Origin of the sequence: Myxococcus xanthus (assembly GCF_006402735.1) — a bacterium.
Taxonomy (GTDB): Bacteria; Myxococcota; Myxococcia; order Myxococcales; family Myxococcaceae; genus Myxococcus; species Myxococcus xanthus_A.
In genome coordinates, this window is the sequence record NZ_CP017174.1 from 7371818 (window position 1) to 7396598 (window position 24781).

At 69.3% G+C, this 24781-nt stretch carries 24 protein-coding genes; 12 read left to right on the forward strand and 12 right to left on the reverse strand.

All coding sequences use genetic code 11. The features are described 5' to 3' along the window. The first annotated feature begins 73 nt into the window (after positions 1-73). Both BHS09_RS30210 and BHS09_RS30215 read left to right on the forward strand, forming a co-directional pair. Positions 74-487 (forward strand): response regulator, encoded by a 414-nt coding sequence (locus BHS09_RS30210; protein ID WP_174258935.1) that lies wholly within the window; start codon positions 74-76, stop codon positions 485-487. Between the two features lie 134 nt (positions 488-621). Continuing rightward, positions 622-1041 (forward strand): DUF488 domain-containing protein, encoded by a 420-nt coding sequence (locus BHS09_RS30215; protein WP_140799747.1) that lies wholly within the window; start codon positions 622-624, stop codon positions 1039-1041. A gap of 29 nt (positions 1042-1070) precedes the next feature. Here BHS09_RS30215 and uraH read toward each other — a convergent pair whose 3' ends face one another. Genes uraH through BHS09_RS30240 form a run of 5 tightly spaced genes read right to left on the reverse strand, consistent with a single transcriptional unit; the run spans position 1071 to position 5777 of the window. Next, positions 1071-1415 carry a hydroxyisourate hydrolase gene (gene uraH, locus BHS09_RS30220; protein ID WP_140794884.1) on the reverse strand — a complete coding sequence of 115 codons (345 nt, stop codon included), beginning with the start codon at positions 1413-1415 and terminating at the stop codon, positions 1071-1073. Continuing rightward, a complete protein-coding gene (gene uraD / locus BHS09_RS30225; protein ID WP_140799748.1) occupies positions 1412-1924 on the reverse strand; it encodes a 2-oxo-4-hydroxy-4-carboxy-5-ureidoimidazoline decarboxylase in 513 nt (170 codons plus the stop codon). Before uraD ends, uraH begins: the two co-directional genes overlap by 4 nt. Beyond that, positions 1921-2943 (reverse strand): allantoicase, encoded by a 1023-nt coding sequence (gene alc, locus BHS09_RS30230; RefSeq protein WP_140799749.1) that lies wholly within the window; start codon positions 2941-2943, stop codon positions 1921-1923. Before alc ends, uraD begins: the two co-directional genes overlap by 4 nt. A gap of 21 nt (positions 2944-2964) precedes the next feature. Further along, positions 2965-4335: an allantoinase AllB gene (allB, locus tag BHS09_RS30235; protein ID WP_140799750.1), complete on the reverse strand. Its 1371-nt coding sequence runs from the start codon at positions 4333-4335 to the stop codon at positions 2965-2967. Continuing rightward, a complete protein-coding gene (locus BHS09_RS30240) occupies positions 4332-5777 on the reverse strand; it encodes a SidA/IucD/PvdA family monooxygenase (RefSeq protein WP_140799751.1) in 1446 nt (481 codons plus the stop codon). The genes allB and BHS09_RS30240 overlap by 4 nt, the downstream gene beginning before the upstream one ends. A gap of 170 nt (positions 5778-5947) precedes the next feature. On the opposite strand from BHS09_RS30240, the gene pruA reads away from it, so the two are divergent. Both pruA and BHS09_RS30250 read left to right on the forward strand, forming a co-directional pair. Further along, complete coding sequence (pruA, locus tag BHS09_RS30245; protein ID WP_140794889.1) at positions 5948-7603, forward strand: L-glutamate gamma-semialdehyde dehydrogenase; 1656 nt, start codon at positions 5948-5950, stop codon at positions 7601-7603. A 7-nt stretch (positions 7604-7610) separates the two neighbouring features. Then, on the forward strand, positions 7611-8459 hold the full coding sequence (locus BHS09_RS30250) for an aldose epimerase family protein (RefSeq protein WP_140799752.1): 849 nt from the start codon (positions 7611-7613) through the stop codon (positions 8457-8459). Positions 8460-8588: 129 nt separating this feature from the next. Here the strand turns inward: BHS09_RS30250 and BHS09_RS30255 are convergent, their stop codons facing one another. Further along, positions 8589-9494 carry a LysR family transcriptional regulator gene (locus BHS09_RS30255; protein WP_140794891.1) on the reverse strand — a complete coding sequence of 302 codons (906 nt, stop codon included), beginning with the start codon at positions 9492-9494 and terminating at the stop codon, positions 8589-8591. Positions 9495-9553: 59 nt separating this feature from the next. On the opposite strand from BHS09_RS30255, the gene BHS09_RS30260 reads away from it, so the two are divergent. From BHS09_RS30260 to BHS09_RS30275, 4 genes are read left to right on the forward strand one after another with little or no spacing between them, the layout of a single operon-like run. Beyond that, the gene (locus BHS09_RS30260; RefSeq protein ID WP_140800794.1) at positions 9554-10789 is read left to right on the forward strand and encodes an acyl-CoA dehydrogenase family protein; all 1236 of its coding nucleotides are present in this window, start codon (positions 9554-9556) and stop codon (positions 10787-10789) included. 5 nt (positions 10790-10794) lie between these two features. Next, on the forward strand, positions 10795-11619 hold the full coding sequence (locus tag BHS09_RS30265; protein ID WP_140794892.1) for an SDR family oxidoreductase: 825 nt from the start codon (positions 10795-10797) through the stop codon (positions 11617-11619). A gap of 17 nt (positions 11620-11636) precedes the next feature. Beyond that, positions 11637-12710: a phosphotransferase family protein gene (locus tag BHS09_RS30270; RefSeq protein WP_140799753.1), complete on the forward strand. Its 1074-nt coding sequence runs from the start codon at positions 11637-11639 to the stop codon at positions 12708-12710. Further along, a complete protein-coding gene (locus BHS09_RS30275; protein ID WP_140799754.1) occupies positions 12710-13402 on the forward strand; it encodes a histidine phosphatase family protein in 693 nt (230 codons plus the stop codon). Before BHS09_RS30270 ends, BHS09_RS30275 begins: the two co-directional genes overlap by 1 nt. Here the strand turns inward: BHS09_RS30275 and BHS09_RS30280 are convergent. After that, positions 13389-14249 (reverse strand): methylated-DNA--[protein]-cysteine S-methyltransferase, encoded by an 861-nt coding sequence (locus BHS09_RS30280; protein ID WP_174258936.1) that lies wholly within the window; start codon positions 14247-14249, stop codon positions 13389-13391. The genes BHS09_RS30275 and BHS09_RS30280 overlap by 14 nt on opposite strands. 166 nt (positions 14250-14415) lie before the next feature. Between BHS09_RS30280 and BHS09_RS30285 the strand changes: the two genes are divergently transcribed. Both BHS09_RS30285 and BHS09_RS30290 read left to right on the forward strand, forming a co-directional pair. Then, positions 14416-14784, forward strand: coding sequence for a nuclear transport factor 2 family protein (locus tag BHS09_RS30285; protein ID WP_237077572.1), 369 nt, complete (start codon positions 14416-14418; stop codon positions 14782-14784). Positions 14785-15150: 366 nt separating this feature from the next. Further along, positions 15151-16470 (forward strand): alpha/beta fold hydrolase, encoded by a 1320-nt coding sequence (locus BHS09_RS30290; protein ID WP_140799756.1) that lies wholly within the window; start codon positions 15151-15153, stop codon positions 16468-16470. Here the strand turns inward: BHS09_RS30290 and BHS09_RS30295 are convergent. From BHS09_RS30295 to BHS09_RS30315, 5 genes are all read right to left on the reverse strand, one after another. Continuing rightward, positions 16442-17539: a potassium channel family protein gene (locus BHS09_RS30295; protein ID WP_140794898.1), complete on the reverse strand. Its 1098-nt coding sequence runs from the start codon at positions 17537-17539 to the stop codon at positions 16442-16444. The genes BHS09_RS30290 and BHS09_RS30295 overlap by 29 nt on opposite strands. Before the next feature lie 13 nt (positions 17540-17552). Next, complete coding sequence (gene tatC, locus BHS09_RS30300; protein WP_140794899.1) at positions 17553-18758, reverse strand: twin-arginine translocase subunit TatC; 1206 nt, start codon at positions 18756-18758, stop codon at positions 17553-17555. A 48-nt stretch (positions 18759-18806) separates the two neighbouring features. Beyond that, positions 18807-19355 carry a Sec-independent protein translocase subunit TatA/TatB gene (locus BHS09_RS30305; RefSeq protein ID WP_140794900.1) on the reverse strand — a complete coding sequence of 183 codons (549 nt, stop codon included), beginning with the start codon at positions 19353-19355 and terminating at the stop codon, positions 18807-18809. A 132-nt stretch (positions 19356-19487) separates the two neighbouring features. After that, positions 19488-20765, reverse strand: coding sequence for an MFS transporter (locus tag BHS09_RS30310; RefSeq protein WP_140794901.1), 1278 nt, complete (start codon positions 20763-20765; stop codon positions 19488-19490). A 10-nt stretch (positions 20766-20775) separates the two neighbouring features. Then, positions 20776-22824 (reverse strand): methyl-accepting chemotaxis protein, encoded by a 2049-nt coding sequence (locus tag BHS09_RS30315; protein ID WP_140794902.1) that lies wholly within the window; start codon positions 22822-22824, stop codon positions 20776-20778. Between the two features lie 111 nt (positions 22825-22935). Here BHS09_RS30315 and BHS09_RS30320 point away from each other — a divergent pair, with 111 nt between their 5' ends. Together BHS09_RS30320 and BHS09_RS30325 are read left to right on the forward strand one after the other, a co-directional pair. Continuing rightward, positions 22936-23961 (forward strand): histone deacetylase family protein, encoded by a 1026-nt coding sequence (locus BHS09_RS30320; RefSeq protein ID WP_237077575.1) that lies wholly within the window; start codon positions 22936-22938, stop codon positions 23959-23961. 50 nt (positions 23962-24011) lie between these two features. Continuing rightward, positions 24012-24773 (forward strand): SDR family oxidoreductase, encoded by a 762-nt coding sequence (locus BHS09_RS30325; RefSeq protein WP_140794904.1) that lies wholly within the window; start codon positions 24012-24014, stop codon positions 24771-24773. The last annotated feature ends 8 nt before the right edge of the window (positions 24774-24781 follow it).

Consider the following 24781-nt stretch of genomic DNA (forward strand, 5'->3'; position numbering starts at 1 on the left):
TGGGCCTTTCGCCGGGGGAGAGCGTGTGCACCGGGCACCGCCGGGCGGCTGCCTCCCTGAGAGTCGGGGTGTCGTGAAGCCGAAGGTCCTCATCGTCGAGAATTCGTGGACGATGCGGGAGACGCTCCGTCTCCTGCTCTCCGGCGAGTTTGACTGCACCACGGCGGCCGACGGCGAGTCGGGGCTTCAGCAGGCCCTGGCGCACCCGCCTAATGTGCTCATCTCCGATGTGAACATGGACGGAATGGACGGCTACGCGCTCTGTGGCCACTTCCGCTCCGAGCCCACGCTCAAGCACATCCCCGTCGTCTTCGTCAGCGGCTATGCGCCTCGCACGGAAGGGCCCGCGGACCAGCCCGTCCCGGACGCGTACCTGGTCAAGCCGGTGAAGCCGCCCGTGCTCATCGCCCAGATTCACGCGCTGCTGGCTCGCGCGGAGGCCGTCACCCCGGCCGCGCCCACCATCCAGCCCGCGTGGAAGAGCTGAGGCCGCCCACCCCGAAGCACCCGGCACGGCGCGTCGCGAGTGAGAAGACGGGCGCCGGCCACGCTGGCGCGCGGGACGGTCGCATGGCGCCCGGGCGTTGCCACCAACGAACGGGTGACACGCGGGGGGGGCCGGTGACGATTCGACTCAAGCGGGCGTACGAAGCAGCAAGCCGCACGGATGGGCGGCGCTTCCTGGTGGAACGGCTGTGGCCGCGAGGCGTACGGAAGACAGCGCTTCCCATCGAAGCCTGGCTGAAGGACGCGGCCCCCAGCACCGAGCTGCGGAAGTGGTTTGCACACGACCCCGACCGCTGGTCCGAGTTCTGCCGAAGATACACCGCCGAGCTCGCGGCGAATCCCGCGGCATGGCAGCCCCTGCTCGAGGCCGCGCGCCACGGCACGGTGACGCTCGTCTACAGCGCCCATGACACCGAGCACAACAACGCGGCGGCCCTCCAACAGTTCCTCGAAGAGGCGTCCGGCGGCGCCGCTCCGAAGAAGCCTCCATGCGCCTCGCGGCGAGGCCGGGGCCGCTCGACGCGACACACCTGACGTGCCGCCAAAGGAAAGCGCGCCGTGGCTCAACTCCCCCGGTACGTGGAGTAGCCGAAGGGGCTCAGCAGCAGCGGGACGTGGTAGTGCTCGTCTGGCGCCGTGAGTTCGAACACCACCGTCACCGACGGGTAGAAGCCGCGCACGCCAAGCGCCCGGAAGTACGCCCCGGTGTCGAAGGCCATCCGGTAGACGCCCGGCTCCACGCGCGCCCCCTGGGGCAGGAAGTCGCGCACGCGGCCGTCCTCATTGGTGACGCCGCGAGCCAGTTGCTTCCATTCGCCCGAGTCGCCTTGCAGCTCCAGGGTGATGGGAACACCGGACGCCGGCCGGCCCCGGTGCGTGTCGAGGACGTGAGTGGACAGGGTGCTCATGGCGCCAGCAGCTTCTCCAGTCGGATGCGGGTGATTTTCGCCTGCTCACCGGCCGCGATGCGCAGCTCCTCGTCCGGTGCGTTGTCCAGCCGCTCGCGCAAGAGCTCCAGCATCTCCGCCGCGCTCTTGCCCGTGGCGCACACCAGGAAGATGAAACCGAAGCGTTGCTCGTAGGCGGCATTGCCCTCCGCCAGCCCTTGCAGCACCGCCTCGTCCGCGCCCTGCACCCCACCCTGCTCCTGTGAGGACCACGAGGCGGTTGACGCGAACTTCGCGCGCAACTGGGACACGTCACCGATGCGCGGATGATGCGTCATGGCCTCGCGCCAGTCGTCCGGCCCCGTCTGCTTCCAGAGCCACGCCGACTCCGAGAACAGGTGCTCCGCGTCGCGGAAGGGCCGCGAGCGCACCATGCCGTCCGCCCAGCGGGACGCGCCACAGCAGCGCATCAGCTCCGCGCGCGCCTCCGACGGCAACAGCGAATTGAGTCGAGTCAGTCCGCTGCTCATGCTGGCCACCCGTGGACCCGCAGCCGGCTGACGCCGCCGTCGGGATAGATTTTCAGGCGCACGTGGGTGAAGGGCCCCTTCGCCGCCAGCTCGGACTCGTAGAAGTGGCGGTGGTGCGCTTGGAGCTTCGTGCGCGGCAGCAGCTCCGTCCACGCGATGTCATGCGCGTTGGCGAAGTCCACCACCGGCTCGCGCAGGTAGCAGCCTTCGATGGAGCACGTGTCCGGGTAGTTGCCCTTGAAGAAGGCCGTATCCACCTCCACGCGCTGCACGGTGCCCGGGACGGCGAGCTTCACCACAATCCAGTCGAAGCCCGGCAGCACGCGCTTGCGCCGCGTCTCCCAGCCCTCGCCCATGTTGGCGGCGCGCCCCGGGAGGATGAGGTTGTCCTTGGGGCCGAAGAAGGAGTCATTGCACGCCACCACCGTGCCGCCATTCTCCGCCGCCGCCAGGTCCACCGCACCGCCGGCGTGGGACAGGCGCTCGAAGTCCGGCCGCACCTCGCCATGGACGCGGAAGCGGGCCACGCCGCCATCCGGGAAGATGTTGAGCCGCAGGTGCGTCCAGCGCTTGTCGCTGGCGATGGGGAACAGGTTGCGCGTGCCGCCCTGCAGCTTGAGCTGCGGGAGGATGGGCGTCCAGGTGGCCTCGGCCAGGGCCTCGGGCGTGGGCGAGCCCTCCACCTCCAGCGCATCCACCGAGGCGTACTCGGGGAAGTTGCCGAGGAAGTGGTTGGTGTCGATGTCCACGCCGCGCACCACGCCCGGCAGGCCGAGCTTGAGGATGCACCAGTCATGGCCCGGGACGCGCTTGCGGCGCGACTCCCAGCCGTCCATCCACTTGCCATTCTCGGTGAACTTGCCGGGGATGAAGACGCCCCGGCCGGGCTTCAGCAGGTTCTCCTTCCCCGCGAAGAACTCATCGCTGGCCAGCAGCGCCTGACCGCCCACGTTCTCCGCGGCCAGGTCGATGAATTCCGTGAAGGCAATCCGCAGCTTTCCCTCTTCGGGTGCGTGCATGGTGTGTGTCTCCCAAGTGCTTCAAGCAGCGGCGCGCGTCCCCACGGGGCGGCGCACCCAGAGTCCCGACGGGCGCGGCATCGGCTGGCCGCGCTCGAAAACCTTCGTCCCTCGCAGGAACGTCATCTCCACCACGCCCGTCAACGTCCGGCCCGCGTACGGTGTTATCGGATGACGGTGTAGCAGGCGCTGTGGCTCCACGGCGAATGAAGCGTCCGGGTCGAACACCACCAGGTCCGCGTCCGCGCCGGGCGCCAGCGTCCCCTTGATACCCGCGAGGCCCACCAGCCGCGCGGGAGCTTCGCACATCCAGCGCACCAGCGACTCCAGCCCCAGGCTGCGCCGCTTCGCCTCCGTCCACACCGCCGGCAGGCTGAGCTGCAACGACGCGATGCCGCCCCAGGCCGCGCCGAAGTCGCCGCGATCCAGGTGCTTCAGCGCGGGCGTGCACGGCGAGTGGTCCGACACCACCAGCTCGATGTCCCCCTGCGCCAGCCCGGCCCACAGCCGCTCGCGGTTCTCCGCCTCGCGGATGGGTGGCGCGCACTTGAAGTGAGTAGCGCCGTCCTCAATCTCCTCCGCCGTGAAGCTCAGGTAGTGCGGGCACGTCTCCACCGACACATCCAGGCCCTCGCGCCGGGCCTCGCGCAGCACGGGCAGCGCCTCCGCGGAGGACAGGTGGACGATGTGCACGCGGCAGCGGTGCGCGCGCGCCAGCCCCACCATCATCCGGATGGCCTCGTTCTCCCAGCGCTTCGGACGGGACTCCAGGTAGCCGCGATACGTGCGCGCGTCCCCACCGGCGACCAGCCCCTCCACCGGGGACTCCAGCTCCGCGTGGACGATGAGCGGGACACCCCGGCGCGCGAGGATGGGCATCGCCACATCCAGCACCTCGCGCGTCGCATGCGGGAACTCGTCCACACCGGAGGGGCACAGGAAGCACTTGAAGCCGGAGATGCCCGCGTCGATGAGCGCCTCCAACTCCCCCGCGTTGCCCGGGATGACGCCGCCCCAGAAGGCGTGGTCCACCTGACAACGGCCCTGGGCCGCCTCGGCCTTCAGCTTCAGCGCCGCCAGCGTGGTGGTGGGTGGCAGCGAGTTGAGCGGCATGTCCACCACCGTGGTGATGCCTCCCGCCGCCGCCGCGCGTGTGGCCGTCTCGAAGCCCTCCCATTCCGTGCGGCCGGGCTCGTTGATGTGCGCGTGGCTGTCCACCACACCTGGCATCACCACCTTGTCGCCCACGTCCACCACTGGCAGTCCGGAGGGAGTCTCCGCGTGAGACACCACCGCGGCCACCTTGCCGCCACGCACCACGACCGCCGCCTCGCGCACGCCTTCGCCCGTGACCACGCGCCGGCCGCGCACCACGAACTGCTCTCCACTCATGGCTCGAATTCCTTCTCGTCGTAACCCGCAAGGGACTCGAAGAACGCGTCCCGGTCATCCACGTAGAGCTGCCGCGTCACCCCGGACACGAGCCGGGGCAGGCCGTACTTCATGCCGGAGATGCTCGCGCCCCCGAAGCCCAGCGAGAGCAGGCAGCCAAAGGTGAAGTTGAAGATGCCCTGGAGCCATGGCGCCTGCCCCGGTTGCTTCTCCTGAAGCTCGAAGTGCGCGCCCAGGTACGGGTGCCGCAGCAGGTCCGCGTGCGACTGCCCCTCGGGCGGCGTGTACCGGTCCTTCCACAGGGCGATGTCGCCGTGGAGGCCCGCCAGTTCCGGACGCAGCGACAGGTCCGTCACCGTGCCGCTGCCGATGATGAGCTTGTCGAACACGAACTGCCCATGAGGCGTGGTGACGCGCGCCTGTCCGCCCACCTCTTCCGCGCCGAGCCAGGGACTGCCGCCGTGCAGGTGGAACTGGGGAAAGGCACGCGCCCGGCTGAAAGTGTCCGACGGTGGCAACTGCCCCATCTCGATGATGCGGTGGATGAAACGCCAGCGGTCCGCGTCCGGCAGGTCCGCGTGGTGCTTGAGAAAGCCCACGAACTCCGCCCAGCGGTAGGGATTCACGTTGGGCAGCGTCTTGCGCCGGTAGAAGAGGTGGACCTCGGCCGCGCCGTGCTCCAGCGCAACGGAGGCATTGTCGAACGCGGAGGCCCCGGCGCCGAGCACCCCCACGCGCTTGCCACGCAGGGCCTCGAAGTCGATGGCGTCGCGCGTGTGGGCGTACAGCTCGCGCCGCAGCCCGGCCACCACGGACGGCACCTCCCAGCAACCGGAGCCGTCAATGCCCATGGCCAGCACCACCTTGCGCGCATGCGCCATGTCCGTGGTGCCCTTGCGCGTGTCGACGAGTGGAACGGAGAAGCAGCCCTCCTCCGCGCCCCAGGCGATGGCCCCCGCGCGCGTGCCACACCGCACGGGGATGGCGAGCGTGCGGCGATACCAGTCGAGGTAGTCCGCCCACAGCTCCTTGGGGATTCGGACCATCGCCTCCCACGAACCTTCGCCGTGCTGCGCCTCGTACCAGGACTGGAAGCAGAGGTTGGGCAGGTTGTGGTCCGGGCCCGTCAGGTGCTTGGGTGTCCGCAGCGTGTGCATGCGGGCGAAGGTCTTCCACGGTCCGGCGAGGCCCTGCTCGCAGTCATCCACCACGAGCAGGTTCGTGACGCGCTCACGCATCAGCCCGAAGGCGGCGGTGAGCCCGCTCTGCCCACCACCGATGACGAGCACGTCCAACACGGCCCGTCCGTCCCGCGTGCGGCGCGGCAGCACCCACGGTCTGCGTGGGTACTCCAACTGCTCCAGGTCCTTTCGGATTCGAGTTTCCAGCGCGGCGAGAGCAGAGGCGGAAGGCAGCTCGGCGGGGCTCGAGGGGACGCGCATGGGCCTCATCGTACCCGCGCACCGCGTCAGTGAGCCAAGACGCCCCGGAATGACAGGGAATTGTCCAAAACCTCAAAGGTTCATTGGAGATTACGCCACCTTCAACGCTTCCCCCACTGGGCTGCTTGGCTATGCTGCGCGCCCTTCGTTTCCGCCCGAGGTGAATCCGCGTGATCAACGCCAATACCCGCGTCCCGCCGCCGAAGAACGAGCCTGTCCTCTCCTATGCGCCCGGCACGACCGAGCGCCGGGAGGTGCAGGCCGAGCTGAAGCGCATGGCCGGTGAGCAGATCGACATCCCCGTCATCATCGGCGGCAAGCACATCCGCACCGGCAAGACGGACACCGTGCGCATGCCGCACAACCACTCGCACGTGCTGGCCACGCTGCACGAGGCGGATGCCAGCCACGCGGAGCAGGCCATCCAGGCCGCCCTGGCCGTCAAGGACGACTGGGCTCGCATGCCCTTCCAGTCGCGCGCCGCCATCTTCCTGCGCGCCGCGGAGCTGCTGGCCTCGCGCTACCGCCCCATCCTCAACGCCGCCACCATGCTGGGGCAGTCCAAGACGGCCCACCAGGCGGAGATTGACGCGACGTGCGAGGCCGTGGACTTCCTGCGCTACAACGTCCACTTCGCCGAGCAGATTCTCGGCTGGCAGCCGGAGGCCGCGCACCAGACGTGGAACATGACGGACTACCGTCCGCTGGACGGCTTCGTCTTCGCGGTGGCACCGTTCAACTTCACGGCCATTGCCCTCAACCTGGCCACCGCGCCGGCCATCATGGGCAACGTGGTGCTCTTCAAGCCGTCGTCCACCGCGGCCCTGAGCGCCTGGTACATCATGGAGCTGCTACGCGAGGCGGGCCTGCCCGACGGCGTCATCAACATGCTCCCGGGTGACGGCCCCACGGTGGGCAACCCGGTGCTGGCCAGCCCGCACCTGGGCGGCATCCACTTCACCGGCTCCACGCCGACGTTCAACGCCATGTGGCGCACGGTGGGAGAGAACATCTCCCGCTACAAGCAGTACCCCCGCATCGTCGGCGAGACGGGCGGCAAGGACTTCATCGTCGCCCACCCGTCCGCGGCGGACGACCTGGAGGCGCTCGCGGTGGCCATCGTCCGCGGCGGCTTCGAGTACCAGGGCCAGAAGTGCTCCGCGGCCAGCCGCGTCTTCATCCCCGAATCCCTGTGGCCCAAGCTGAAGCCGCGCCTCCAGGCGCTCATCAGCGAGGTTCGCATGGGCGACGTGTCGGACTTCCGCAACTTCATGGGCGCCGTCATCGACGAGAAGTCCTTCAAGAAGGTCTCCTCGTACATCGACCTGGCCAAGAGCGACAGCGGGGCCAGCATCGTGGCCGGTGGTGACGTGGACCGGAAGCAGGGCTGGTTCGTGAAGCCCACGCTGGTGCAGCTCGACAGCCCCACCCACCGAATCCTCCGCGAGGAGATCTTCGCGCCGCTGGTGGGCCTGCACGTCTACCCGGATGCGAAGTACGAGGAGACGCTGCGTGAGGTCGACCAGGCCGCGTCCTACGCCCTCACCGGCGCGGTGTTCGCGCGCGACCGGAAGGCCATCGACACGGCGCTGCGCGAGCTGCGCCACGCGGCGGGCAACTTCTACATCAACGACAAGCCCACCGGCGCTGTCGTGGGCCAGCAGCCCTTCGGCGGTGGACGCGCGTCCGGCACCAACGACAAGGCGGGCTCGGCGCTCAACCTGGTGCGGTGGACCAGCCCCCGCACCATCAAGGAGACCTTCGTCCCGCCCGTGAAGGTGCCCTACCCCTTCATGGACAACGACCCGAACGAAGGCGCCATCTGAGGCACGTATGAACGGTCCGTTCCCCGGCATCGCAGGACTGGACACGTACGCGCTGGTGGACGGCGGGTGCCGCGTGGAGGTCATTCCTTCACGCGGGGCCCTCGTCAGCCGGATGTACGTAGACGGCGACGAGTGGCTGTACCTCGACGAGGCCACCGTCGCGGACCCGGCGAAGAACGTGCGCGGGGGCATCCCCGTGCTGTTCCCCAACGCCGGGCCGCTGCCGGGGGACACCTACTCCGTGGACCGTCATCAATACACGCTGCAGCAGCACGGCTTCGCGCGGAAGCTGCCGTGGAAGGTGCGGCAGGCGGACGCGTCACAGCTGGTGGTGGAGCTGTCTTCCAACGAGGAGACGCTGCGCCACTTCCCGTGGCGGTTCGACGCACGGCTCACCTTCTCGCTGGCCGGCCAACGGCTCACGCTGGAGAGCGAGTTCGAGAACCAGGACACGCGGCCCATGCCGCTGCACCTGGGCTTCCATCCGTACTTCCGCGTGCCGGACGCGGCGAAGGCCCAAGCGGGCGTGGACACGGACGCCACGCGCGCGTGGGACAACTGGCGCAAGCAGGACGTGGCCGTCACCGGGCTGAACCTCACCGAGGAGGAAGTGGACCTTCACTTGAAGGACCACTCGAAGCCGGGCACGACGCTAGAGCGGGGCCCCGGGCTCAAGCCCATCCGCCTGTCGTGGAGCCCGGAGTACCGCGTCCTCGTCGTGTGGACACTGCGCGGGAAGGACTTCGTCTGCGTGGAGCCGTGGACGGCCGCGAAGGGTGCGCTGGCCACGGGCGAAGGGCTGCCTCACGTGCAGCCCGGGGCGCGGACGTCGCTTCGCTTCGATATCCAAGGCTGAGCGGCAGGGCCCGGAGCCTCCCGGGGCGACTCCTGCACCTTGCTGTTCGGAAATGTCGGGACATTTGCCCGCGCAAAACCCCCGACATTTCCGAACAGCGAGCGCATGGTCCCATTCCGGGCCGGGCCCCTACCCCGTCAGCGCGAGCAACTCGCCTCGCAACCAGCGGTTGCGCGGGTCCGCGTCCGTCTGTCGGTGCCAGTAGACATGAAGCTCCAGTGGGGGCAGTGACAGCGGCATCGGCAGGAGGTGGTTGCCCAGCAGCGCGTGCAACTCCGCCGCGCGCCGCCTCGGCATCGTCAGCAGCAAGTCGGAGTCCGCGACGAGTTTGAACGCGGCCTCGTAGTGCTGGCAGCGGACGACGACGTCACGCTGGTAGCCCAGGCGGCTGAGCACCAGGTCCTCCACGGCCAGCCCGGTGCGGCGCGAGGACACGGTGACGTGCCGGGCCGCCATGTACTTCGCCACGTCCAGCTTGCGCCTGCGTTGGCTCACCACGCAGAAGGTGTCTTGCAACAGGGCCGCGCGCTTCAGCTCCGCGCCGGTCTGCTGCTCCACGTCGATGGAGAGGTCGAGCCGCCCCGACGCGAGGTCCCGCTCCAGCCGCGCCCGGTCGAGCCGGACACTGGAGATGCGGACCTCCGGCGCGTGTGCCCGTAACCGAGCCACGAGCAGCGGGAGAATCGACGGCTCCAGCACGTCGTTCATCGCCACCGTGAACTGGCTTACGTCCCGGCGAGGGTCGAAGCCGCGTCCGCGATGAACCGCCTGTTCGAACAGCGCCAGCGCCTCCCGAATCTCCGGCGCCAGGCGCTCCGCGAACGCCGTGGGCGCCACACCGCGCCCCTCCCGGACGAACAGCGGCGCTCCCAGCTGCTCACGCAGGCGGGCCAGCGCATGGCTCACGGCTGACTGGCTGAGGAACAGGACCTCCGCCGCGCGCGTCAGGTTCCGCTCCCGGAGCACCACGTCGAACACGCGGAAGAGGTTGAGGTCCAGCCGGGCGAGCCGTGCCGAATCCTGAACAGGGTTCATGGTTACACATGACCAACATTCACTGGATGCATCAAGGCCCCATGCGCAGGATGAAGGCCATGGACTTCGAGCCCAGTGAGCGAGCCAAGGACTACCTGGAGCGCGTGAAGCGCTTCATGAGCGAGCACATCCTCCCTGCGGAAAACCGCTACCACGAGGAGCTGCGAGCCACGGCCCAGGGCGGCGACTGGAAGACGTGGCGTGTGCCCCCCGTCATGGAGGAGCTCAAGGCCAAGGCGAAGGCCCAGGGCCTGTGGAACCTGTTCCTCCCCGACGAGAAGCTCGGCGCAGGGCTCAGCACGCTCGAATACGCCCCCATCGCCGAGGAGACGGGCCGCAGCTTCATCGCCCCCGAGGTCTTCAACTGCAGCGCCCCGGACACCGGCAACATGGAGGTGCTCTGGAAGTACGGCTCCGAGACGCAGCAGGATCGCTGGCTGAAGCCGCTGCTGGCCGGGGACATCCGCTCGGTGTTCTGCATGACGGAGCCGGACGTGGCCTCGTCGGATGCCACCAATATGGCGGCCACCGCCATCGTCGACGGCGACGAGGTGGTCCTCAATGGCACCAAGTGGTGGTCCAGCGGCCTGGGGCACCCCAACGCGCAGGTGGTCATCTTCATGGCCCGCACGCCCGACACCGGTGGGGACCGCCACCACCAGCACTCCATGGTGCTGGTGCCGCTGGACGCGCCGGGCGTGAGCATCCGCCGCATGCTTCCCGTGTACGGCGACTATGACGCGCCCCACGGCCACGGCGAAGTCCACTTCCAAGACGTGCGGGTGCCACGCGACAACATCATCGCCGGAGCGGGGATGGGCTTCGAGATTGCCCAGGGCCGGCTCGGGCCGGGGCGCATCCACCACTGCATGCGCTGCATCGGCGCGGCGGAGCGCTCCTTGGAGCTGATGATTGACCGGGGCATGAAGCGCACGGCCTTCGGAAAACCGCTCCTCAACCTGGGTGGCAACCGCGAGAAGGTGGCGGAGGCGCGCATCGCCATCGACCAGGCGCGGCTCTTGACGCTCTACGCGGCCTGGAAGATGGACCAGGTGGGAGCACTTGGAGCCATGACCGAGATTTCCGCCATCAAGGTCGTCGCGCCAAGTGTCCTCCAGAAGGTGGTGGATGACGCCATCCAGCTTCACGGCGGCGCGGGCGTATCCCAAGATACGCCGCTGGCGGGCTTCTTCGCCCAGGCGCGCAGCCTGCGCCTCGCGGATGGCCCGGACGAAGTGCACAAGGGTCTCATCGCCCGCATCGAGCTGTCGAAGCGGGGCTTCTCCCGGAGCTGACGGCCATGGCAACTCAACGCATCTTCATTACCGGTGGTGCCAGCGGACTTGGCAAGGCCATCGCCGTGCGCTTCGCTCGCGCTGGCTGGAAGGTCTGCATCGGCGACGTCAACGACGCACGAGGCGAAGAGGCCTTGAAGGAACTCTCCGCCCTGGCGCCCCAGGCCCATTACCTGCGCTGTGACGTGCGGCGCGAGGAAGACCTGCGCGAGGCCCTGGACTGGCTCACGGACCAGTGGGGCGGCGTGGACGTGGTCATCAACAACGCCGGTGTCGCGCAGGCCGGCGCCATCGAGGACGTGTCGATTGACGACTGGCAGTGGATCATCGACATCAACCTGCTGGGCGTCGTGCGCGGGTGCAAGGTGTTCACGCCTGCCTTCAAGCAGCAGGGCCACGGCCACATCGTCAACGTCGCGTCCATGGCGGGCCTGCTCGATGTGCCGCTGATGAGCAGCTACAACGCGACCAAGGCCGCCGTGGTGTCGCTGTCCGAGACGCTGCACAACGAACTGGCGGAGCACGGCATCGGCGTCAGCGTCGTGTGTCCGTCCTTCTTCAAGACGAACCTGGGTGATTCGCTGCGCACCACGGACCCTCGGCTGGGGGCCACCATGGCGCGGCTGCTGGAGCGCTCCGCCATCACCGCGGATGACATCGCCAACGACGTCTTCGACGCGGTGGCCGAGCGCGGTTTCTACATCCTGCCCCACGCGGACGGCCGCAGGGCTTGGCGGATGAAGCGCCTGCTGCCACGCGAACTCTACGCGTGGGTCATGCGCCGGAACACGCGGGGCATGCGCCCTGGCGCTCATCCAAAGGCCGGCTGAACAAGGGGCCATCACGCATGCCACCGACCGCGACCATCGACCCCGCTGGCACAGTGCGCCCGGGCGAAGAGCTGAACCTCCCCGCCGTGGATGCCTGGCTCAAGGCCCAGGTGCCCACGCTGGAGGGCTCGCCGGAAGTCACGCAGTACGCGGGCGGCGCCTCCAACTGGACGTACCGGCTGAAGTACGCCAACCGGGACCTCATCCTGCGCCGGCCTCCCGCGGGGACAAAGGCGAAGTCCGCGCACGACATGGCCCGTGAGTTCACGGTGCAGCGGGCGCTGAAGCCGGCCTATCCCGTCGTCCCCACCATGGTGGGCCTGTGCCAGGACCCGGCCGTGCTGGGCTCCGACTTCTACGTCATGGAGCGCATCGAGGGGCTCATCCCGCGCAAGCACCTGCCCCGAGGGCTGGCGCTGGACGCGAAGCAGACGCGCGAGCTGTGCCTCAACGTCATCTCCAAGCTCGTGGAGCTGCACGCCGTGGACCCGGCGGCGGTGGGCCTGACGTCACTGGGCAAGGGGCCGGGTTATCCCACGCGGCAGGTGGAGGGCTGGTCGGCGCGCTACGAGAAGGCACAGACGTGGAACGTCGCCAGCTTCCGCTACGTGCGTGACTGGCTCAAGGCGAACACACCCGCGGACATCGCCACCTGCGTCATCCACAACGACTGGCGCTTCGACAACGTGGTGCTCGCCCCGGAGGAGCCCACGCGCATCATCGGCGTGCTCGACTGGGAGATGGCCACCCTGGGTGACCCGCTGATGGACCTGGGCAGCGCGCTGGCCTACTGGGTCCATGCCGATGACGACTTCCTCCTACGCTCCACGCGGCGCCAGCCCACGCACCTGCCCGGCATGCTCCGGCGCGAAGAGGTGGTGGAGTACTACCTGGACCAGACGAAGCTGAAGCCCGCCAACTGGACCTTCTACGAGGTGTTCGGCCTCTTCCGGCTCGCCGTCATCGCCCAGCAGATCTACTACCGGTACCACCACAAGCAGACGCGCAACCCCGCGTTCAGGAACTTCTGGGTGCTGGTCAATTACCTGGGCTGGCGCTGCCACCGGCTCATCCGCAAGGGGGCGCGCTGATGGGCGTGGTGTACCTCGTCCGGCACGGCCAGGCCTCGTTCGGCGCGGCGAACTACGACCAGCTCTCGGAGACGGGCCTCGTGCAGGCCCGGGTGCTTGGTGAGGCCCTTCGCGAGCGGCTGCCCCGCGTGGACGCCGTCGTCACCGGCACCATGGCGCGGCACCAGCAGACGGCGGAGGCGTGTCTCGCCGCGCTCGGCTGCGGCACCGTGGCCGTGCAGACTGCGGGCTTCAACGAGTTCGACCACGAGGAAATCGTCGCCCGGCACACGCCGCGCTACGCGGACCCGGACGTGCTGCGAGCGGAGCTGTCTCAAACGGAGTCGCCCTGGCGCGCCTACCAGGCGCTCTTCACCGACGCCGTGGCCCGCTGGGTGGCCGGCCAGCACGACGCCGAGTACACCGAGCCCTGGTCCGCCTTCGGCAAGCGGTGCCTCCGCGCGATGGATGCCCTCATCCAGGAGATGGGCGCGTCGAAGAACGCGCTCGTCTTCACCTCCGGGGGCACCATCACCGCCATCTGCCAGGAGCTGCTCCGCATCCCCGACGAGCACGCCTTCCGACTCAACCTGACGCTGGCGAACTGCGGCCTCACCAAGGTCATCTACAGCGAGCGCGGCCGTTACCTGTCCACGCTCAACGAGCACAGCCACTTCGAGGGCGCCCAGCGCGCGCTGCTCACATACCGCTGAGCGGCGCACCGTCGTACCGCAAGTCCTCCCACGCCAGCATCGCCCGCTTGCGTGAGGCGCCCCAGCGGTACTCCCCGAAGACGCCCGTCTTGCGCAGCACGCGGTGGCAGGGAATCAAGAGCCCCACGGGATTCTCGCCTACCGCCGAACCCACCGCGCGCATCGCCTTGGGCTTGCCAATGGCGCGCGCGAGGTCCTCGTACGTCGTCACCTCGCCCGACGGCACACGCAGCAGCGCCTGCCACACCTGCACCTGGAAGGGCGTTCCCCGTACCAGCACCGCCAAGGGGCTCGACTCCGAGCCGCCGTGCTCCGCCTGGAAGATGCGCTCCATCCATGGGGCCGTGTCCTCGGCGGACGCCACGAATGTGGCGCGCGGCCACTGCTTGCGCAGCGAGGCGAGCGCCTCCTCCTCGGATTCGCCCGTGAGGAAGTGCAGGCCACAGATGCCACGCTCGCAGACCGCGAGCAGACACGCGCCGAACGGAGACAGGTGGACGCCATGGCGCACGGTGAGCCCTTCGCCGCCCAGCTTGTATTCCCCTGGCGTCATCGACGTCAGCGTCACGAAGAGTTCGTGCAGCCGGCCGCTGCCCGACAAGCCCACCTCCAGCGACGTCTCCAGCACGCTGCGACGCTCGTCGAGCAGGCGCCGGGCCGAACTCAGTGTGTGCACCTGGACGAAGCGCTTGGGGCTGATGCCCGCCCAGCGCGAGAAGAGCCGCTGGAAGTGGAAGGTGCTCAGCCCCACGTGCGCGGCCACGTCGTCCAGGGACGGCTGCTCGCGGGCATGTGCGTCGAGATAGAGGATGGCTTGTTCGATGCGGGCGTAGTCGCTGGATGCCATGCCGATGCTCCTGGGATGCGCTTCGCGAAAACGTATGTCCGCCAACACATGGTGGAGCAACCCGGTTCTTGCGCTGTCCTTGCGCGCCGGGCGTGCGTTGACATGAGGTGTCATTGTGCAACAACGGGAAGGCCCACCCCGCACATCGCCTCAGGCAAGGAGCGCCATGCTTCCAGAGGAAGACTTCCTGGCCGCGGAGGAGGCGCTCAGACAGGCCATGCTCTCGAGCGATGTCACCGCGCTCGACGCCCTCCTCTCCGACGACCTCATCTTCGTCAGCCACACCGGCCGCGTCCTCGACAAGGAAGCCGACCTGGAATCGCATCGCTCGGGAGCCCTGCGCCTCACACGGGTGGACTTCACCGACACACACTTCCGCTACCTTTCCGCGGGCGCCGTGGTCGTCGTTCATGCCGCGCTATCCGGTGAGTTCCAGGGAGCCCACTTCGAAGGAAACTTCCGCTACACGCGCGTGTGGCAGGTCGTGGACGACGCGCCGCAGGTCGTCGCGGCCCAGTGCACGGCGATGGGTTGACTTGACTCCTGAGAGGCGAGCGCTTATCCGTTACCGCCAATGACGTCGCTAAGCGCCATGTGTCGAATGTCGATGCCGGGTGGGCTCTCGCCCTCCAGGTTCGGCTGATGTCCGTCCGACCCTGGTGAGCCACCGAGCCCATCCACCCGCGAGGGTTGGTGGGCTCCGTCGTTTCTGGACGCGCGCTGCCCTCGCACTTTCCCACCGAGGCGCCGCGCTCCATGAGCACGCCGAACAAACGTCCTCTGCATTTCAACTTGCCGCGCGGCCTGTTCCCGGTGCGCGACTGCCCCTGACGGCACGCCGTCTTCTCCCAGCCCTCCGCGTCCAGGAGGGCCGTTCCCGCATCACTCCCGGAGAATCTCCGTGCCCATCACCCACCTCCCCGCTCCACGCCTCTTCGACGCCTCCCTGCCCGACCTGACGCTGGAGGCGGGCGCCCGCATCACGAACCACCTCGTCCGCGGCTGGTGGTGGGGCCCCTCGGAGGACGTCCCCTGGCTCGAGTCGCGCGCACGCGTTCTCTCCGAGGACGAAGCCCAGGCGAGCGCGCTGCGCGTCGTCCGCCGCACCGTGGCCGAACAGCAGGCGCTCGCGGCGGAAGCCCGTCACCGAGGCCCGGCCCGGGCCCCCACGTCCGTCCCCACGGTGCTGCTGGTCCACGCGCTCACCGGCGACATGCGCGCGGGCGGCAAGGGCGGCTGGTGGGAGCCGCTCATCGGCCCGCGGCGCGCGCTGGACCCGTCCCGCGTGCGGCTCCTGTGCTTCAACAACCTGGGCTCCTGCTACGGCACCACCGGCCCCGCCGACGAGGGCTTCCCGCTGCGGACGGACGACGCGCGCTTCGGTCCGCCGTTGCCACTGCCCAAGGGCGACCTGCGCCAGGACGAACAGCGCCTGCCCGCCACCGTCACGCCGTGGGACCAGGCCCGGAGCATCCTGCTGGCCATGGACGCGCTGGGACTGGACGAAGTGGAGCTCGTCACTGGCGGCTCGCTGGGCGGCATGGTGGTGCTCTGCCTCGCGGCGCTGGCGCCAGAGCGCTTCGCGCGGCTCTTCCCCATCGCCACCACGGAGTCCGCCACCGCGTGGGTGGTGGGCCTCAACCACGTGGCGAGGCAGGCCCTGCTGATGGACCCGGGCTTCCCCGAGTCCCCCCGCCGGGGCCTGGAACTGGCCCGGCAGCTCGCGATGCTCACCTACCGCGCGGAGCCCGGCCTGGACGCGCACCAGGGCCGCCCCGACGAGTGGTCCTCACGCGCGCTGCACCCCATGCACAGCTACCTGGAGTACCAGGGCCAGAAGCTGGAGAGCCGCTTCGACGCGCGCGCTTACCTGGCGCAGCTGGGCGCCATGGACCACCACGACTTGTCACGCTTCCCGGGAGGCGGCCTGGCCCGCATCCGCGCGAGCGCGCTGTGCGTGGGCATCGACACCGACCAGCTCTTCTTCCCCAGCCACATGGCGACGCTGGCGCGGCGGCTGCGCGAGCACGGCCTCCACGCCGAGCACGCCACGCTGTCCAGTCAGCACGGGCACGACGGCTTCCTGCTGGAGTGGGACGCCATGGCCGTCCTGCTCGCGCGGGCGCTCGCCCTGCCTACCGCCAGGAGTCCGGTGCACGCCTTCCCGCGCTGGCCGGAAGCGCGCCCCGCCCTCAGCTCACCTTGCGGGACGAAGGCGTGACCACGGCCACCGGCTCGTGGTGGGACCACAGGGGCGGCTCGGCCTCGTGAGTGAAGGCGCGCAGCCGCCGGTACTCCGGATAGGACGCCTGGAGCGACAGCACGTCTCCAGGCCGGATGACCTCGTCCCCCTGCGGGTGGAGCCGCTCCTCGCCACTGCGTTGCAGCGACAGCGCCAGGCAGCCGAACCGGTCCCGCACCTCGGAGATGGTGAGACCCGGCAGGCCCAGGCGCGCCTCGAACAGGGAGACGACCATCAGGTGCTTCGCCAGGTGGAACGAGTGGACGATGCGCGGGTCCATGGCCGCCAGCGCCATGGCCGGGGCCGCCAGCGACGAGCTGGAGAGCGCTTCCGCCTTGAACGTCTCGCGCACCTTGCCGCTCAAGTCGTCATCGAAGAGGCGGATGACCACGCGAATGTCCGGGTTGAGCTTGCGCGCGTCCAGGGCGATGTTGAGGTTCGCCAGGTCGTCGTCCGTCGCGCAGACGATAGCGGACGCGTCCTTCACGTTGGTGCGAGGCAGGCACAGCGGGCTGCGCGTGTCGTCGATGAGCAGCGGCACCAGCTCGTCGCGCAGCGCGGACACGAAGGCCGCGTCCTCGCGCTTCTCCACCACCACCACGTCCTTGCCCATCTCCCGCAGCTGCGTCACCACGCGGTAGCCCACCCGCCCCGCTCCACACACCACGACGTGGCCCTTCATCGTCTCGGAGACCACTTCGATCCACTCCTTGTCGTTCTTGTGCCGGGCGAAGAAGAGGTACGCGAAGCGCACCACACCATCCGCGACCAGCGCAATGCCTGATGGCGGAATCACCAGGTTGAGCATCTCCACCAGCCAGTCGTCCACATAGGGCAGCGACGGCTGGCCATAGAGCAGGAAGTAGGTGTGGTGCAGCGCCTCGCCGAAGTCGATGCGATCGCCGCCCGGTCCCCGGAAGCGCCAGTGGAAGAGCAGCGGCGCTCCCAGGAACAGCACGGCGGACAGCATCAGCGTGGTGCGAAAGCGCCGCACCAGCGCCCGCAGGTAGCGCAGATTGGCCCGGAAGTGCCTGCGGGACTGCTTCATGGAGGCTCCTCGACTACGACGCCGGGGTGATGCCCGTTTCCGCCGAGTTCCGCGCGCGACGCCGCTCCACCATCCACACCAGCAGCACGCCCAGCTCGTAGCAGAGCAGCATGGGGCCGGCCATCAGCGACAGGTTCACCACGTCTCCCGTGGGGGTGATGATGGCCGCCGCGATGAGGCACACCACGAAGGCGTGGCGCTGATACCTGAAGAGCCAGGACGACTTCACCACGCCCACCACGCCCAGCAGGGCCATGACGAGCGGCAGCTCGAAGATGATGCCGAAGGCGAGGATGAGCAGCAGCACCAGCGAGAGCTGCTCGTGCATGGACAACATGGGCCGCGTCCAGCGCGCCGCCTCATGTGCCGCGTGCGCCGTGGCCAGCTCCTTCTCCAGCCGCCACAGCCCCGCCAGTTCCTCGGTGCGCGTGGGGGCGATGCCCGCCAGCAGGCTCGCCGAGCCGTCCATGGCCGCCGCCGCCGCCGCGAAGTCCTTCTTCTCGTAGGCCGTCACGGCCTCCACGCGCTTCTCCACCGCCTGCCGAAGCACGCCGCGGGACTGCGCGCCATAGCCCACCGACGCCGCGTCCAAGAGCCGCCCCAGGCCATCCAGCCGCCCCGTCATCTCCACGCTGGCGGCGGGCGCGACCTCCGGCGCGGGCGCCTGCCCCTCGCCCTCCGCGCGCAGTTGGGTGCTCGTCTCCTTCGCGATGCGCCCCGCTTCCTCCGCTTCACCCAGGCGCAGGAAGCGCAAGGCGTCGTCCGCGCGCAGCCGGGCCGTGTCCAGGCGCTGCTCCAGCGCGAGCGTCTCCTCCTCGTTGAGGAGGAAGGTGAACATGGAGGGCAGCACCGCGAAGTAGCAGAAGGCGGCGCCGAGGAGGAAGGCGATGGAGCCGAACGCCACGAAGGGCGCGGCGAAGCGGCGCTCCTCCGGATACAGGCCGGGCGAGACGAAGCCCCAGATCTGCATCAGGATGACGGGCGTGGTGAGGAAGATGCCGCAGTACACGCCCACCTTCATCAGGACGTTCAGCTCTTCGATGCCGGACGTGTAGATGAGCGAGCGATTCTCGGGCGGCAGCGCATCCAGCACCGGCTGCATCAGCAGGCCGAAAATCGGCTTGGCGAAGACGAGCGAAATCGTCCCCAGGACGAGCACCGCGATGGTGCACCGCATGAGGCGCGAGCGGAGCTCCGTCAGGTGGTCCGCCAGACTCATGCGCAGCTCGGAGTCGGCACCGGGGTTGATGGGCGGGGGGCTCAGGGCTCAGCTCCGTTTCGGGGCGTTGCGCGCCACCGTCCCCGGGATGGGAGACAGCGTGGGCGAGGTGGCGGAGGAAGCAGTCGGCTCGGGAGACGCCTCGGCGGTGGGCTCCGCGCCCGGCTCCGCGGCCACGGCGTCCTGCGCGGGCGTCTCCCCGGCATGCACGTCCGCGGCGGACACGTCACGAGGCCCCTGCGCGTCCATTTCCAGCACCTGCGTGGGCGACGAGGGCTGAGGGGATGCCGCATCGGCCGGAGGCGGCGCGCCGTCCGTGGCGGGAGGCAGGGTGGCCTCGGGCCCACCCACGGCCTGCGGCGGCTGGGGCGCGAAGCGCGTCCCGGGCCTCACGGGCGCGGTGGGAGGCTCTCCGATTTCCTGGTCCATGGCGTAGAACTCACGCTCCACGACGTTGCGGACCTCATCCGTCTGGCGGCGGAATTCGCGCAGGAACTTGCCGATGCCGCGCGCGAGCTCGGGCAACCGCTGCGGCCCGAGAATGAGCAGCGCGGCCACCAGGATGAACACCATTTCGCCTGCGCCGATGTTGAACATTTTTCCTGACGCGCTCCCCGGAGCAGCCCGGTTTATCGCGCCCCAGGGAGACAGGCGCAACCGTTCGTCTCGCCAAAGCATCCGCCCGCCACCCGGAATGGGCGGCAGGCAACCCGAAGGCGCCCTTTCATACTACGCGTGAGAATCCGCCCCGGGCGAGAGCGGAACCGCCATTCCTTGCGAGGGAGCCACCGCCAGCGCCCGTGCCTGCTCCCTGCTGTGCACCCGCCGCTCCACCACCCACAGCAAGGCGGGCAGCAACAGCGTCAGGACCATGGACACTCCGGCCATCCGGGGGATGCCGCCCAGGGTCCCGTCTGGCAGGTCCGTCAGCAGCCGGGCGCTGAGGAAGGCCCCCACGGCGGCGGCCATGTGCTGGACGGCGGACTGAAGGGACATGAAGCGCGCACGCACCGGGTTGTCCGGCACCCGTGACGTCAGCGTGTTGTACGCGACGTTGCGCGTCCCCATGGCCACCATGAAGAGCGTGAAGATGACGGGCACGGGCATCCAGCGCGGCAGGTGGACGAAGCCCACATACGTGGACAGCAGCACCAGCATGGAGCCCACCGTGCCCACCGCGAAGGAGCCGTACCGGTCCACCATGGGCCCCGCCACCCGGAGCGTCGCGAAGCTGGCGATGCCGCCAATGAAGTACGGCAGCCAGAGCAGCTCCCGCGGGTAGCCCACGTTCTGCTGCAGATAGGCGGACAGGTTGGGGATGAGGACGAAGCCCGCCATCATCACCAACGCCGTCATCACGTACGACAATTGGATGTCCCGGTGGCCCAGCAGCTCGAGCACGCCGGCCTGTTGGCGGGGCCCCGCGTCCAGATGGCCGCGCACGGGTGGCAGGTAGAAGATGGCGCCCATCACCACCAGCAGGCCCATGGCGGCCACCGCGAAGAAGGGCACGCGCCAGCCTCCGAACTCGGCCAGCTTCAGCGCCATGGGCACGCCCGCCACCGAGGCCACGGAGAAGGCGCCCATCACCGCGCCCAGCGCGCGTCCGCGCCGCTCCACTGGGACCAGGTCCGCGATGATGGACAGCGACAGCGACGTGGCCGGCCCGCCGAAGATGCCCGCCACCACGCGCGCCAGCAGCAGCGTGGACATCCCCGTGGCGAAGCCACCCGCCGCGGTGGCCACCACCAGGCCCAGCATGGACACCGCCAGCGCCTTGCGGCGGTCGAAGCGGTCCAGGAAGTAGCCACCGGCCAGCCCCGCCACGCTGGCGGCAGCCGTGTACGCGCCGCCAATGATGCCGATGTGCGACGACGCGATGCCCAGCCCCTGCGCGAAGTCCGGGCCCAGCGGCATCACCATCACGAAGTCCAGGATGTTGACGAACTGGACCGCGCCGATGAGCGCCACCACAGCGCGCTCGGAGACCTGTCGTTGATTCGGCATGAAGACGTGTCTACACCCGGAAGCGGCGAACCTCCGCACGGAGGATTTCCGCCTGACGCTGGAGGTTGTCGATGGCCTCCTCCAGCTGCTTCACGGAGCGTGTCTGGTGCTCGGACACCCCCTTGATGGTCTCCACCGCCTTGAGCACCTGCTCGCTGCCCTTCGTCTGCTCCTTCTGGGCGCGGTTCAGGTGGGTGACCATCTCGTTGATGCTCTCGATGGAGCGGGTGATCTGCTTGCTGCCGTGCGCCTGCTCCTGGCTGCTGCGCTGCACGTGGGCGGTGAGCGCCTTCATCTTCTCCGCGCTCTTCATGATCTGCTCGCCGCCGCGGGCCTGCTCGTTGGAGGCCTTGGAAATCTGCTGCACCGTCTCGCTGATGCGGTGGATGGAGGCCGTCACCTGCTTGCTGCCGCGCGCCTGCTCCACGGTGGCCCGGGCAATGGCCTTCACCATCTGCGTGGACTTCTGGGTGCTGTCGTTGATTTTCCGCAGCGCCCCTTCCGCCTCCCGGCCCAGTTGCACGCCCTCCTCCACGCTGCGCACGCCCTGGTTCATCACCACCACGGCGTTGCGGCTCTCCTCCTGGATGCTGCGGATGAGCTCGGCAATCTCCTTCGTGGACGCGCCGGTGCGCTCGGCCAGGTCCTTGATTTCCTCCGCCACCACCGCGAAGCCCTTGCCGTGCTCACCCGCCTGCGCGGCGATGATGGCCGCGTTGAGCGCCAGCAGGTTCGTCTGCTCCGCCACGTCGTCGATGACGTTGAGGATGTTGCCAATCTCGGAGATGCGCCGGCCCAGGCTCTCGATGACGTGGGCCGCGCTGCGGCTGGTCTCCTTGATGCGGTCGATGCCACTGAGCGTCTTGCGCAGCGACTCCACGCCCGTCTGCGCGTCGTCGAAGACCTGCTCGGACAGCCGGGCTGTCTCCTTCGCGTTGGCCTCCACCTGACCGATGGCGGCGTCCATCTGGCTGATGGCCGAGGACGTCTCCTCCGTGGAGGCGGACAGCTCCTGGATGTTGGTGGCCACCTCCTTGATGGAGAACGTCATCTCCTCGATGGCGCTGGTGGTCTCCTCCACGCTGGCGGCCATGGCCTGGACGTTCTCCGCCACCTCGTCGTTGGTAGCGGCCATCTCCATGATGGAGGAGCTGCTCTCCTCGGCGCTCTGGTAGAGGACCTCCACGTTCTCCGCGATGCCACGCAGCGAGGCCATCATCTCCACCATGGAGGAGGACGTCTCCTCCACGCGCGCCTGCACCGTGCCCGCGCCGGACGACACCGTGGTGCCGGTGCGGTGAATCTGCTCCACCACGCCCGCCACCACGTCCGACACGCCGCGCACCCGGCCCAGCGTGTCGCGCCAGCTCTGGGCGATGCGGTTGAGCGCCTCGGCGAGCTGGCCCAGCTCGTCCCGCGTCCCCACGTCCACGCGGCCGGTGAGGTCCGCCTCCGCCAGCCGCCGCGCCATGCCCATCATCGCGTCCAGCGGCACCAGGATGAAGGCGCGGGAGATGAAGAAGGCCACCAGCAGGAACAGCGTCAGGCCGATGCCGAATGCGAGCATCACGACGCGCTGGAGTTCGGTGACGACCGCGTCCAGCCCGGAGTTGTCGAGCACCAGCAGCGCCTGCCCCACCACGCCGCCCGACAGCGTCACCGAGCGCGCCACGGAACGGTCGCCGTTGGCGAAGCGGAAGCCATCCAGCGGCTGGCCCTGCCGGGCCTTCAGCTCCGCATGGAACCACGCGGGCGGCTCGGCCGGGTGGGTGGCCAGCACCTGTCCCTCGCTGGAGAGGACGGCCAGCACCTTGAAGTCGTCGTCGCCCGTGCGCAGCCGCTCCAGGCTGTCGGGCAGGGCCGCGGCGGGTTGGGCCGTGAGCATGCTGACGGCCTGGCTGGCACGGGCCTCGCCCCGCTTCTGCAGGCGCTGCTCCAAGTGGGCTTCCACGCGCGAAGGGACGACGAAGAAGAGCGTCCCCAGGATGAGGGCGAGGACGAGCGCGAAGGAGCCCAGCAGCAGGCTGCGCAGGCCGGGTTTCTTGAACCGGAGAGCCAAGACGAGGCACTGTAGGGAGGGAAACACCGGCAGGGCAAGAACAGGGCGCCAACGCGGCCTGTCCTCCGGGGGCGCTGACTTCCCGCCTGGCGGATGCGTAAGGTCTTTCCGATGTCCTCCACCCTGCTACTGACGGACCCGCTCTTCTTCCAGCACGACCCCGGGCAGGGCCACCCCGAGTCGCCCTCCCGGCTGCGCCGCATCCTCGGGGTGCTGGCCAGCACGCCGGTGAAGGGCACGGTGATGACCGCCCCGCGCTCCGCCACGGAGGCGGAGCTGGCGTCGGTCCACACGCCGGAGCTGCTGGCGTACCTCCAGCGCATCAACGGGCACCGCGCGCAAATCGACCCGGACACCCAGGTGTCCCCCGACAGCGTGGACGCGGCGCGGCTGGCCGCGGGCGCCTCCGTGCAGGCGGTGGAGGCGGTGATGAAGGGCGAGGCCCGCAACGCCTTCGCGCTGGTGCGTCCGCCCGGGCACCATGCCGAGCCCGACAAGGCCATGGGCTTCTGCCTGTACAACAACGCGGCCATCGCCGCGGAGGCTGGCCGGAAGCTGGGCGCCGAGCGCGTGCTGGTGCTCGACTGGGACGTGCACCACGGCAACGGCACGCAAGCGGCGTTCTGGTCTCGCCGGGACGTCATGTACCAGTCGGTGCACCAGTTCCCCTACTTCCCGGGCACCGGCGCCGCGCCGGAGGTGGGCGTTGGCGCGGGCGAGGGCTACACCGTCAACGTGGGCCTGCCGGGCGGCAACTCGGACGCGGACTACGGGATGATTTTCGAGGAGCTGCTGCTGCCCGTGGCGGAGGCGTACCGGCCCCAGCTCATCCTCGTCTCCGCGGGCTTCGACTCGCACCAGCACGACCCGATTGGCGGCATGGACGTCAGCGAGCGCGGCTTCGCGGCCATGTGCTCGGCGATGAAGTCCCTGGCCGACAGCGTGTGCCAGGGCCGGCTGGTGCTGCTGCTGGAGGGCGGCTACTCGCTGGAGGGCCTGTCCCAATCCGTGCATGCCTGCGTGGAGGTGCTCGCCGGGCGCAAGGACAGCTTCCCCACGGGTGACACTCACGCGGACGCGAAGGACGCGCTGCGGATGAGCCGCGAGGCGATGCGGCATTACTGGCCTCGCGTGTAGACGTTGGCAGGACGGCGTGCCAGAAGCCCGGCAGCACACGGGAGGACTGCATGGCGGAGATGAACTACCGGACGGCGTTGGTGACGGGTGCATCCAGCGGCCTGGGACGCGGGCTGGCGCTGTGGCTCGCCAAGCGGGGCGTCCGCGTGTTCGCCGCCGGACGCCGCCTGCCGCAGCTGCACGCCCTGCGGGACGAGGCCCAGGCGGCCGGCGTCACCGTGGAGCCCGTGGAGTTGGACGTCACGAAGGCGGACGCCACCCTGGAGCGCATCCGCGCGTTGGATGCGGAAGCGGGCGGGCTGGACCTGGTGGTGGCCAACGCGGGCGTGGGCGGAACCACGAATGCGAAGCGCCTCCCATGGGAGCGCGTGCGCGGCATCATCGACACCAACGTCACCGGCGCCGCGGCCACGCTGAGCGCCGTGCTGCCCCAAATGGTGGAGCGCAAGCGCGGGCACCTGGTGGGGGTCTCCAGCCTCGCGGGCTTCCGAGGGCTGGCCGGCCACGCGGCCTACTCCGCGTCCAAGGCCTTCCTGTCCACCTTCATGGAGAGCTTGCGCGTGGACCTGCGCGGCACCGGCGTGCGCGTCACCTGCATCTATCCCGGCTTCGTGAAGAGCGAGCTGACGGCCACCAACAACTTCCCCATGCCCTTCCTCATGGAGACGCATGACGCGGTGGAGCTGATGGGCAATGGCATCGTCCGGGGCGACGCGGAGGTGTCCTTCCCCTGGCAGCTCGCGGTGCCCACGCGCCTGGCGAAGGTGCTGCCCAACCCCCTCTTCGACGCTGCCGCGCGGCGGCTGCGCTGACGTTCCCC